Source organism: Pseudomonas sp. P5_109, from assembly GCF_034009455.1.
In the GTDB taxonomy this organism is placed as follows: Bacteria; Pseudomonadota; Gammaproteobacteria; order Pseudomonadales; family Pseudomonadaceae; genus Aquipseudomonas.
Map to the genome: position 1 here is coordinate 5,079,107 of NZ_CP125380.1, position 12,084 is coordinate 5,091,190.

A 12,084-nucleotide genomic window follows, 5' to 3' on the forward strand; every position below is an offset into this window, starting at 1 on the left:
CCCGCCACTGTGCACGTCACTAGCACTGGGCAAAGGCTTATCCATGCATCGTCTGTTTTTACTGTTTACCCTTCTGATCGCGGGCCTGGCCCAGGCGGCAAGCAATCCGTTCGACACCAAACCAGAGTTTCTCCCGGTCGATAAGGCATTCACCTTTACCTCTGAACGCCTGGAATCCGGGGAAACCCAGCTCTATTGGCAAATCACCGACGGCTATTACCTGTACCAGAAACGCTTGAAGTTCGACGGTTTGCCTGTCGCGCAGCATCCCGCGCTGCCCGAAGGTGAAGCCCACAGTGACGAGTTTTTTGGTGAGCAGCAAGTCTACCGCCAGGGTCTGGAACTGAAGATACCTGCAGGTGCCAGCGGCCAGATCAAGGTCAGCTACCAGGGTTGTGCCGATGCCGGCTTGTGTTATCCGCCGCAAACCAGAGTTGTGGACCTGGGCAACGCCAGTGCGCAAAGCGCGGCCAATGAAGCACCGGACCAGGCACTGGCCAGCAGCCTGCAACAACGGGCGTTGGGCTGGAGCCTTTTGCTGTTCTTCGGCCTGGGCCTGTTGCTGGCCTTCACCCCGTGTTCATTGCCGATGCTGCCGATTCTGGCGGGGTTGATCGTCGGCAGCGGCGCCACGCCCAGACGCGGCTTCGCCCTGGCCAGCAGCTACGTGATCAGCATGGCGCTGGTGTATGCCGCGATGGGCGTTCTGGCCGCCTCCCTCGGGGCGAACCTGCAAGCCTGGTTGCAAAACCCCTGGCTGCTGGGCAGCTTCGCAGCGATTTTCGTGCTGCTGGCGCTGCCGATGTTCGGCTACTTCGAACTGCAACTGCCGGTGGCCGTGCGCGATCGCCTGGAAAACGTCTCGCGCAATCAGCGCGGCGGCAGCCTGATCGGCGCGGGTGTGCTGGGTGCCCTGTCCGGCCTGCTGGTCGGGCCCTGCATGACCGCGCCGCTGGCCGGAGCCCTGCTCTACATCGCGCAAAGCGGTAATGCGTTGCACGGCGGATTGATCCTGTTTGCCATGGGCATCGGTATCGGCGTGCCGCTGCTGTTACTGGTGACCGTCGGCAATCGCTTCATGCCCAAGCCTGGCGCCTGGATGAACCTGGTCAAAGGTATTTTCGGCTTCCTGTTCCTCGCCACCGCGTTACTGATGCTGCGCCCGGTGCTGGACGAATCCCTGTGGGTCGGCTTGTGTGGTGCGCTGCTGCTGATCGCCGCCTACAGTGCCTGGAAGCAGTCGGAAGGTTTCGGCCGTATCGCGCATCTGTTTGGCGCCAGTTCGTTGTTGCTCGGTTTGTGGGGCAGCCTGCTGGTGATCGGGGCGGCCGGTGGCAGTGACGATCCGTTCAAGCCGTTGCAGGTCTTTCGTGCCTCGAACCAGGCGGTGGCCGCCGTGCCGGTTGGCCACGATGCCTTCACCACCATCAAGGATCCGCAGGCACTGCAACAGGAACTCGACACTGCGCAGGCTCAGGGCCAGTGGGTGCTGCTGGACTACTACGCTGACTGGTGCGTGTCGTGCAAGGTCATGGAAAAACAGGTGTTCGGCAAAGCCAATGTCATGCAAGCCCTGAGTGACGTGCGCATGCTCCGATTGGACGTGACCGCCGACAATGCCGCCAGCCGCGAGTTGCTCGCTCGTTACAAAGTGCCGGGGCCACCGAGCCTGCTGTGGATCGGCGCTGATGGCGAGGAGCGTCGTAGCCAGCGCATTACTGGCGAGGTCGATGCCGATACTTTCCTGCAACGCTGGACTACTACCCGAGACGCCCGTTAATGCTGACCTTTACCCTTGGCACCTTTGCCATCGCGCTTAATCACCTGCTGCTGATCAGTGCGCTGGCGCTGGCCACTTTTGTCGGCTGGCGGGTTGCCAAGCGTAGCGGTGACAACCCTGAGTCAGTACTGTTCAGCCTGTTTCTGCTGGGCATGCTGGCGGCCCGAATCAGTTTCGTGGCCGTCTATTGGGCCCACTATCGCAACGATCCGTGGCAGGTCATCGACCTGCGCGATGGCGGTTTCCTCGCCTGGCCGGGGGTGATCGTCGTTTTGCTTGCCACACTGTATCGCGCCTGGCGTCGCCCGGGTTTGCGCCGTCCATTGGGCTTTGGCGTGGCCAGCGGCCTGGCGTTCTGGCTATTGGCAACGTTCTCCCTGTCGATTTATGAACAAGGCACGCGCCTGCCGGAAATCGTCCTGAAAAATGCCGCCGGTGAAGTCGTGCAATTGGCCGACTACAAGGGCGGTCCGTTGGTGATCAATCTCTGGGCCACCTGGTGCCCGCCGTGCCGCCGGGAAATGCCGGTGCTGGAAAACGCCCAGCAACAAAGGCCGGACCTGACGTTCCTGTTCGTCAATCAAGCGGAAAGCATGCAGAGCGTCGCGACCTTTCTGGAAACCCAGGGCCTGAGCCTGTCCAACGTGCTGTTCGACGGCGGCGGACGACTGGGCCAGGCCGTCGGTTCCATGGCATTGCCGACTACGCTGTTCTATAGCCCCGAAGGTCGCCTGCTGGGCAGCCATCTGGGCGAGTTGTCGGACGCCAGCCTGGCCCGCGCTCTGGAAAACTTCGACACTGTACCCGCCACCTCTTCAAGGAAACTGCCATGCCCCGCCTCCGCCACCTGCTAACCCTGAGCCTCGGTGCGGCCCTGATTCACCTGCCAACGGTGCAGGCTGAAGAGTTGCCCGATGCGATCAAGAAAATCGAGGCCAAGGGCGCGAAAATCGTCGGCCAGTTCGACGCCCCCGACGGTTTGCGCGGTTATGCCGCGCAGTACCAGAGCCGCGGCATGGCTCTGTACCTGACCCCGGATGGCAAACACGTATTGCTGGGCAACTTGTATGACGCCGAGGGCAATGACCTGAGCAGCGCACCGTTGCAGAAGCTGGTGTATGCGCCGATGGCCAAGGAAGTCTGGGCCAAGTTCGAAACCAGCAACTGGATCGGCGACGGCAAAAAGGATGCGCCGCGCGTGGTGTACCTGTTCAGTGATCCGAACTGCCCGTACTGCAACATGTTCTGGGAGCAGGCCCGACCGTGGGTCAAGGCGGGCAAGGTGCAGTTGCGCCACATCATGGTCGGTATCATCCGCGAAGACAGCCCGGGGAAATCCGCCGCACTGCTCGCCGCCAAAGACCCGGAAAAAGCCCTGCAGGATCACGAAGCCGCTGGCAAGGGCAGTTCGCTCAAGGCCTTGAAGGAAGTACCGCCAGCCGTTCAGGCGAAACTCGCGGCCAACATGCAATTGATGGAAGAACTGGAGTTGCAGGCGACGCCGGCGATTTTCTACATGGATGACAAAGGGGAATTGCAACAGCAGCAAGGCGCACCGTCACCGGACAAACTGGCGAAGATTCTCGGGCCGAAGTAGGTTTTTGCTTTAACGGGTAGCGACTGTACTGGCGCCATCGCGAGCAAGCTCGCTCCTACAGGGATAGTCGATTACCTGTGGGAGCTACCTTGCTCGCAATGGCGTCGATAGATTCGACTAAGCTCTGTCAGCCAAGAATTCCAGCAGGGTTTTGGTCACAAATTCAGGATTTTCCAGATTGGAAATATGCCCCGCCCCCGGCACCAGCAGCCATGGGCAGCCAATCGACTCAGCCATTTCTCGTGCTTCCGAGGGTGGGCGCGGCTGGTCCTGATCGCCGCACATCACCAGTGTGGTCGCAGCGTCCAATTCGCCCAGACGCGGAAACAGATCATCCCGCCCAAACGTAATCCGCCCCATCGGCACGATGCTTTCACGCAGGCGCTCCGAGGGCAGAGCCGCCAGGGAAGCACGAAAATCCCGATAAAGCGCCGACTGCGGATCAATGCCCGGCCGGAAGAAAATCGGCACCACGATATCGAGCAGCGCTGGAGTGATGACACCGGCCTCTTCGATCTGCTTCAACAGTGAAAAGTAATACTGGCGAGTCGGCTCCGGTTCGGCGCCTACATAGGTGTCCATCAGCACCAGCCCGTTGATTCGCTGCGCTGCCGATAAGGCCAGCCGCACTCCCCACATGCCACCGACCGACAATCCGACCAGCGTGACCCGCTCGATATCCAGATGATCGAGCAGGACCAGAGCCTGACGTGCAATGTCATCCAGCGAAGTCGTACCGACTGGCAACGGCCCGGATTCACCGTGGCCCCACAGGTCCAGGGCGACCACCCGATACTGTTGCGTCAGCGCGGCAATCTGCGGCGCCCACATGGCCTGGTCCCACAGGTAGCTACCGGCCAGCAGCACTGCTGGGCCGGTGCCCTGATCGATGTAGTGAAGGGCCTGTCCGTCTATCGTCACGAAGGGCATCGACTGTCTCCTCGGAAAAATTGAACCGCAAGACTGAGCAGCTGACGGATCGCAGTCAATCGCACGATTGTATGCGTTTGTATAACCGCCATCACGAGCTGGCGCTCGGAGCCATTGGTCGGAAACGTCTTTTCTGGCCAGTAAAACTGTCAAGTCTGACAGTAGCCATTGCCCTGTTTCGAGAGGATAACTAACCATTGCCTGAATGGCCGATGTACACACAGGAGTGGTTAACATGGCTAAAAAAAGATTGCCGGAATTGCCGTCCCCCAAGGTCAAGTACGCAATCAGTGAAACCTGCTCTATCCCTGGAGTCCATGAATGGCACCAAGGTGGAAAGTACGCAACACGATTCGATAGATAAACTGACCATCTATTCCTGTGTAAGTATCTGACCGTACGTTGATACAGTGCATATCGACGTACGGTCAGATGCTTACTTCACGGTGCTGGCGATTTACAACCCCTCGATATACGCTGACTACCCCTTCACTTCCACAGGTGTTTTCTTTTCGTCCTCGATCAGGCTGTAGCGATAGACTCGACCCGCTTGTTTGTCGAACGCGAAATCATGACCTGGAATCAAGTGTACTTTTTTGGTCGGTTTGCAATCATCTTCGTTCTTGGCCGCGCAATCCTTGAACGCGTCGATGACTACGACGCTATTGCCATTGTTTTTCAACTGGTAGCGATTTGCAGTGTTGTCTATCTTGGTATCAAAACGGGTAGTGGCCGGGCGAACAAAAAACACCATGCCATAACCGGCCATTACGTTGAAACCGGCAGACATTTCCTTTTCATAAGTGTCCCGCTCAGTGTCCGAGACGGCGAACCTGTCTTCCTTTTCTGGAACGACGGGTAAAAAGCGAACCCGGAAATAGCGTTCTTTACTACGATCACCGGTATACAACAGGCGAGTACCCTGAGTTCCTTTGGCCGGTACGATCAGCCTGGCCGGGCTGGCGACCAGACCGTCACGGGTACTGCCACCGACACTCTTCAAGGGCTCTTCACGGGAAGTTCCATTCTGCTGATAAAAAATCTCCTTGATCTCAACCTTGACGAACGCCGTTGAAGTACCACCGTTGTGAATACGTTTCAGATAAGTACTTTGATTGCCCTTCATAAAGTCATAGAAGGTACCAATTTGCAGGCTAGGACCGGCGTGCGCGCACAGACTGAAAAAAAATGTGCACAAAAACATATAAATAAATTTCATGAGATAAAACCTCGTACTGGGACAACAGCCTGAGTCAGCCTCAGGCTTTGCTACTGCGATTAGATATCGGAATCAAAAGTTACATTGATGGTTCCTTGATAGCTGCTATCGTCATGCATCGTTTCAACTGAATCTGACGGCACTTCAAAATGCAGCAGGCCAGGCTCTCGGGTGGGTAACCCTGAAGGTACTAAATGCTCCAGGCCAGCACCTCCTATCGTCAGTGGACGCCGTACTACCGACTGACCTGTACTGTCCACCCAGGGACTTGGCAGGCTGACACGGATATCGACAGGTACTTCGTGAGCTCCGTTGCTGATCAGACAGGTTCCAATTCCCATTCGACTGCAACTGAGATCCATCTTAAACGGCGTAGAAGTCAAGATGAAAAACCGCAAGTCACCCAATATTTTCTCGGGTCGTCTTCCATGATTGATCCACTCCATCCAGCCGCCTTTGGGCGCCAGGGCAACACTGTCTGCGGACATTTTTACGTTGACGTCCTGCCTTACCGCCAGGTTTAAATTGAATGTCATTACAGCGTCATTGGGGTTCAAGACACCCATATCGAAATCGCCGCTGGTGGAATAAGTATACGCCCCTTGATAGTCGCCACTTATCAACTGCTCCGGTCGAACAGCTCGCAACTCATAATGTACATCGAGCCTTTGCAAGGACATGCCGGGAATGTTGTATTTCGGACTCCTTGAGCAAGTGGTGACGTTCTGCGGTGTCAACCAAAATGTCGTAAAGTCTGTTCCATTAGGATCAGCCCCCTGGGAAGTAGCATTTATTTGCTGGCAGGGAGCAATTGCCTCAGCCCACGAGGGTTGCCAGAGAAAGGCATGATAATCAAACACAGGCACTCCCCCCGGATGTCCGATTATCGCTTGCGCTGTATTATTCAAGCGATAACGGGTCCCCACTCCGGCAATGCGAATTTCGACTTCCGCCGTTTCGCCAGGAATCACCGCATGCTCGACAGTAAATCTGCGCCATGTCGCCGGAAAACCAAAGGGGATCACATGATCCCTGGGAATGACCCCTGACGACGTAAAAACAATAGGAAAGCTGTTACTTCGAATATTCCTGCTACTGCAATTACCCGGAAATTCCGCGCAATAACCGGTAATAGGAGTTAGATTGATAATCTCCGCGTTCCCCGGACTAATCGGATCCGGCCTAATCTCGGCTTGTACGTCCAATACCGCTGCATTGGCTAAACTTGCAAACCCGCAAAGTGCCGATCCCAGCACCAGACGGTTGATTAACTTGTTCATTTGACTGTCCTGTGTACGCCATGTTCTCGCTGCTGTTGTATAAGTGCCCATCAACTGGCTTTCTCAGACTTATAAGCAGCTTCGGCCAAGGTGTCCGGATGACACCGCAGATCCCCTACCATCAGCACATCATTCTCTCGACGCTGGGAGGCCGGATCGAGCCTGAACTGGCATAACAACTGACTGTCGTGCCGCACTTCAAGTGTAGGAGAGTTCTCGCTAAGTTCCATTGAAAAGAATCCATCGACTTCGCTGACGCCACGACTGGCATGGTTGATTACGTGGTGGCCTTTCAACGGTTTTCCACTGGCATCCAACAGCCGCCCCATCACGGTTACAGTCTTCAGAATGCGAACCTGGCGATAATCCACCCCTCCCTTGTTCAAGTGATAGGTGGTGCGCGCAGGCTGGATTGCCGCCGCGGGAACATCAGTGCCCTTGAAATCAAAATTCACCGTGCCGTTCTTGTATGCAGAAACGGGAATAAAATTGCGCCCCGGCCGCAATGTGGCGTGGGTACCGGCGAAGTCGTCGGCCCGCAGTTCGATATCATCGAGATCGCTTTCGACATCGACGATCATTCCCGCCTCTCCGGTTGAGGCCTGGCTACTCAATACAAGTTTTTTGCCACTGACCGCCAAGGTACTGTCCAGATTCAAACCGCCGCTGATCTGACCGTTGAAGGAGGAACGTTGCGCATGCATCGAACCGCTGACCTGGTCAGTCTTGAAATCAGCCGTGCCCGCCTGACCTGTCCCGTATACGTCTTGACTGACGGTTGCAGAAACACTTTGCAGGACGTGATCCTTGAGGTCGCGACGATAGGTAACGGACGCGTTGGGGTCCCGCCCACCGTCACGCGATGTACGTTGACCGACGCTACCGGTCACCTGATGACCGTCGGAACCCAGTGCCATGCGCAGGCTGATATCGATCCCGCGGTTGCGCTGGTCGGCAGTGCCCACCGTGCCCGGTCGATCGAACACCGCCACGCGCCAGTCCGCGTTGTTGCCGAACAACTGCGCGTTGCGGGTCCAGCTCAGGTCGATGCCCAATCCTTCGTTGTAACCCTGGCTTTGAGACACTTGCGCGCTGAGCGAACTCTTGCTGTTCAGGCGCTGATTCACTGACAGCGAGGTATTGCTGGTTTGTCCGTTGTAGGTGTTGCGTTGACGGATGTGCGTCCCGTCCGGCAGCACTTCGTAAGTATTACGGGTGTCCAGCCAGCTGCGCTGATGACGCAACACCACACTGCCGCCGTTGTAGCGATGCACACCTTGCACCTCCATCCCCGTGCCTTCTCCTTTGGTCTGGGAAAGGCTGGTGTAAAGGGATGTTTTCTCACCCACCGTCCAGTCGGCGGAGGTGCCCAACTGCATCTGCTCCTTGACCTGACGGGCGGAAAGCCCCAGGACAACTCGCGGATGCAGCAAGAAATTAAAGGCTGCGCCTGCCGTCAGATCACCGTCATCGCGCTCCTGCCAATTACTGAGCAGTTTGCTCTCGCGACCGGCGAACAGGTTGTAGCGCCAGCGATTTTCCGGGTTGCGCCAGTTATTGGGCTTGTAAATAAGTTCCGAAGTGGTGGTAATCACTTGACCGTCTTCGACCAAGCGCACTTCCACTTCGTAGATTCCGCCGGGCAGCGGACGCGTATCGAGCGTCTGCAGACCGCTCGCCACTTGCTGACTGTTGATCAGCACACCGTTGCGATAGATTTCCACCATCGCTTGTCGGTTGGCGGTCACCGTAATGGGATAGAGACTAGGGTTGGCGTTGTCGATCGCCAGGCTATCGGAACTGCCGTACATCAGTCCCATTACCGTGTCGGGACCTCGCCCGATGGTGCGCACAGATCGAGTCAGACCTTGGGCGCTGGGCGTGAAATACCCGGCACGGATGAAGCTGCCCTCCAGTTCCCGTTGGGTATGCAATTCATGGACAGCATGCTTGATGCCAGTGTCCATCCCTGACATGCGCGACAGTTGAGCATTGAACGTGTTCGTCCAGTTGCCCAGGCTCGCGGTTGCGTCCAGGCCATAACGGCCGGCGATATTCTGCTGCTGACCGCCGCTGATGTTCAGTTGATTGCGCACAATCATGCCGTGGCTGCCGCCTTCAGGCTGATCATGAAACAGTCGTGCTTGCGGATCGCGCTCGGCGTTCGCCGTCACCAACGACACCATGGAGTCTTCCAGGCTGTAGTGAACCGATTGCAATTGCCGAGGGCAGCCACTATTACAGGCACCCAACGCCGCGCCCTGCGTCAGGAAAGCCGCCCACTCATCACGCTCGCTCGCAGTAAGGTCACTGTTGCGTGTGTCCGTAAAGTTGATCAGCGTCACTCGCTCATCGCGGGTCAACAGGATCATGGCTTCCCCCAGGAACTGTCGATCGACTTCGACTCGAACAGCCAAGGGAACATCAAAGAAAAATTCATGAAACTCTGCAGGCAAACCTTCAGCCTGCTGGAGCAAACTTATGGACTTGTTCGCAGGCTGGCTTTCATTGGCAAGCGCACCTGCGCAAATAATAAGCGCAAGCGCTCCTGCGATAGGAGTCGTCGGAAACATTGATCAATATCTCAAGTTAGCGCTTGCATGTGCAAGAAAGAATGCGACCGGCTGCGCCGGCCACATAAAGGACATACCGTTAGTTACAACTATTCAGTAACTATCAAGGCGCGTCGAACAGCACACGAACGTTACCGGTGTAGTTACCTTCCTGGTAACCGCCGCTCGGCTCGTTTGGCGTAATGCTCAGGGGAGCGATAATTTCAGAGGTTGCAGCGCCAGCACCAACAACTTCCACATCGCTACCCAAAGCCAACTGAATGCCATTGAACTTAATGTCCAACGTAATTTCTTCTGTGCCAGAGCTCATGACCGCTGGGTCCAGCAGGGTTGCCTTGATGGCAGGACCAGCGTCAACGGCGCTTTTCACCTTGAAATTACGGCTGATGCCTTCCAGCTCTGAAGTTGTAGTATTCCAGGCCAATTGTTGAGGCATGATTACAGTGTCGATGTTGACTGGCTGCACATAGAAGTCGGCGCTCGGAATATCAGCGTAGACTTGAATTGTATGAGTTTGTGGAGTAGCCAGGGCAGCCGAGGAAACAAAAGCCAAAGCAAGCACCGGGGCCGAAATTGCAATTTTCTTGAACATTGGATTCACCTTTAAACATCTGATTAATAGTGCGTGCTTCGGCCAAACGACAAAAGTCAGGCACCGGGTTATTGATCAACATCAGTAAATAGATGTTGCGTTTCAACGGCGCGCATCTTCTCGTTTTCTGTAGGAATGGTATGCAAGATCTATCTGCAGTATCTGTAGGATTTATCCCCACTGGGACATTGATGCAGCCCACCGGCCAAAGCTTGTAGGAAGCATTTTTTTGAAATGACTGATCCGATCCAGTTGTCTCCAACCAGTTTTCAAGGGCATTTGAGGTGATCAGGATTATGCAGAGCGAAACCACGAGCAAACACATGGCCGGCGCCCAAGGGAGAAGGATAGGGTGTTGTTAGCCTGTTCTGACGAAACAGTCTGCCGGCCGTTTACAGAAGTCAGGCTGAAAAAAATTGATCACATGGGTGATTGCCACCCGGAAAATTTGCTTGTAATGAAGCCTGCGCTACGCCCATAAAAAAGTCCCGATGCAAGGCATCGGGACTTTTTTGTGCACGAGTAGTCAGCGACACAGGAAAACGACTATTTCCTCTGAGGAGGAACACCCTGCCCTGGATACTGAATGGTCACCCTGTCCGAATGATGACCCGATTTATCGAAGGCGGTAACGCCAAGTACATATTGCCGCCCCGAATCCAATCCGGCAATAGCAAACTCCGTTTCCGTTGTTGTCCCCAATCGATCACCGTCTAGATCAATTTCATACTCAACGGTACCGGAACTGTCGTACGACTTCTCCCAACCAAATATCACACCAACATTGCTGGTACGTAAGTTCTCAGGGTTTGTAGGTGCGGTAAAGTCTGGAAAGTTGACGACTATACAGTGAGGTTCCGACTTATAAAACTCATCATCAACTGTACGAATGCAGTAAACATGATCCCTTCCCTCCAGAGGACGCGTATCTGTATAGGGAGGTGCTGAAGGCGTATCAAGCAATTCTCCGTCTGGTCGTATCTCATAAGTACGCCGACCACCATCCACTACCCCGTCATTCCAAAAAAAAGATACTGAGTTGGGTGTTTGATTGTATGCCTGGAAAAAATCTGGTGCTTGTGGGATCACTCTAACAGCCGTGCGAGTGAGGATCAAGGCCGGCTTGGTCCTCTTCCCTTCAGCATTTACTCCAACAATAAAATAAGAATATTCAGTATTTGACCTAAGCGCCCCGTGAGTAAACACTGTAGCGGGCCCTTCATATATCACTCGACCAGAGCCTTCGCCTGCAGAGGTAAGAATATATTTCACTAGAACTTCGCGATTCTCCCACGACAACTCGATAGAATTTCTTGTCGTAGAGACAACCTTATGAGAGAGAGCTGAATCATCAAAATTTGGCTTATTCATTTACCACCCCACCGAGAAATTTTTACAACTACAGTGCTTTTCCATAAAAACACTCTGCACCTGTATTAATCCATAAAAAAACCCACCAACACACTAGCAGAACTGCTAGGACACTCTAAAAATCACTTCCAACTCGCGCAAAAACTTCTACTTTTCATAAGCTTAACACTTACCCCCATTCGCCTTGACAAACCCAATCGCTGCACACGAATACAATCGCGAACAACAAAACAAAAAACACTATCGAGTCAGTTAGCCTACGTTTTTCCCTTAACTTGCATTCGCAACCAGCCTACGAATGCCGCGCACCAACCTGTTATTTCTTACAGGTTCCAAAGACTCTGAATCGCGCTATAAAAGAGCCCTGGAGTTACTCACCGCCCTCCAGGGCGCCCCTACCCCGGGAGACCAGCCATGTACACTGCGAGCCCAACCCAGCTCCGATCTGAAAGACTGCACGCCAAGCCACACGGCTACGCGGATACACCTCATATCCCCCCGAAACTCTCCGCCAAAGAGCAGGAAATCCTGAAGTGGTGTGCCATGGGAAAATCGTCCTGGGAGATCGGACGGATCCTCAATTGCTCGGAGGCAGGAGTGAATTATCACTTCTGCAATATTCGTCGAAAATTCGGCGTCAGCTCACGCTGGCTAGCGCTGATCAAAGCAGTGGAAATGGGAATGATCCATTTGGAGGGAGAGGCAGAGCTTCATCTAACGGTTGCACAGATAACTCGATGAC

Annotated in this window: 10 protein-coding genes; 4 read left to right on the forward strand and 6 right to left on the reverse strand. The window is 54.9% G+C overall.

The genetic code is table 11. From position 1 onward, the window contains the following. Positions 1-43: 43 nt before the first annotated feature. The 3 genes from dsbD to dsbG are packed head-to-tail and all read left to right on the forward strand — an operon-like array spanning position 44 to position 3,377. Positions 44-1,780 (forward strand): protein-disulfide reductase DsbD, encoded by a 1,737-nt coding sequence (gene dsbD, locus QMK54_RS22475; protein ID WP_110658354.1) that lies wholly within the window; start codon positions 44-46, stop codon positions 1,778-1,780. After that, positions 1,780-2,634, forward strand: coding sequence for a TlpA disulfide reductase family protein (locus tag QMK54_RS22480; RefSeq protein ID WP_110658353.1), 855 nt, complete (start codon positions 1,780-1,782; stop codon positions 2,632-2,634). The genes dsbD and QMK54_RS22480 overlap by 1 nt, the downstream gene beginning before the upstream one ends. After that, positions 2,610-3,377: a thiol:disulfide interchange protein DsbG gene (gene dsbG, locus QMK54_RS22485; protein ID WP_110658352.1), complete on the forward strand. Its 768-nt coding sequence runs from the start codon at positions 2,610-2,612 to the stop codon at positions 3,375-3,377. Before QMK54_RS22480 ends, dsbG begins: the two co-directional genes overlap by 25 nt. Before the next feature lie 117 nt (positions 3,378-3,494). Here dsbG and QMK54_RS22490 read toward each other — a convergent pair whose 3' ends face one another. The 6 genes from QMK54_RS22490 to QMK54_RS22515 form a co-directional block, all read right to left on the reverse strand. Beyond that, complete coding sequence (locus QMK54_RS22490) at positions 3,495-4,307, reverse strand: alpha/beta fold hydrolase (RefSeq protein WP_110658351.1); 813 nt, start codon at positions 4,305-4,307, stop codon at positions 3,495-3,497. A 481-nt stretch (positions 4,308-4,788) separates the two neighbouring features. Beyond that, positions 4,789-5,526 carry a molecular chaperone gene (locus QMK54_RS22495; RefSeq protein WP_110658350.1) on the reverse strand — a complete coding sequence of 246 codons (738 nt, stop codon included), beginning with the start codon at positions 5,524-5,526 and terminating at the stop codon, positions 4,789-4,791. 59 nt (positions 5,527-5,585) lie between these two features. Beyond that, the gene (locus QMK54_RS22500) at positions 5,586-6,806 is read right to left on the reverse strand and encodes a hypothetical protein (RefSeq protein WP_223590980.1); all 1,221 of its coding nucleotides are present in this window, start codon (positions 6,804-6,806) and stop codon (positions 5,586-5,588) included. A gap of 50 nt (positions 6,807-6,856) precedes the next feature. Beyond that, complete coding sequence (locus QMK54_RS22505) at positions 6,857-9,379, reverse strand: TcfC E-set like domain-containing protein (RefSeq protein ID WP_320401375.1); 2,523 nt, start codon at positions 9,377-9,379, stop codon at positions 6,857-6,859. 103 nt (positions 9,380-9,482) lie between these two features. Beyond that, positions 9,483-9,971: a CS1 type fimbrial major subunit gene (locus QMK54_RS22510; RefSeq protein ID WP_110658347.1), complete on the reverse strand. Its 489-nt coding sequence runs from the start codon at positions 9,969-9,971 to the stop codon at positions 9,483-9,485. 546 nt (positions 9,972-10,517) lie between these two features. Beyond that, complete coding sequence (locus QMK54_RS22515) at positions 10,518-11,342, reverse strand: fibronectin type III domain-containing protein (protein ID WP_320401376.1); 825 nt, start codon at positions 11,340-11,342, stop codon at positions 10,518-10,520. A gap of 414 nt (positions 11,343-11,756) precedes the next feature. Between QMK54_RS22515 and QMK54_RS22520 the strand changes: the two genes are divergently transcribed. Continuing rightward, on the forward strand, positions 11,757-12,083 hold the full coding sequence (locus QMK54_RS22520; RefSeq protein ID WP_317851667.1) for a helix-turn-helix domain-containing protein: 327 nt from the start codon (positions 11,757-11,759) through the stop codon (positions 12,081-12,083). Position 12,084: the final 1 nt, after the last annotated feature.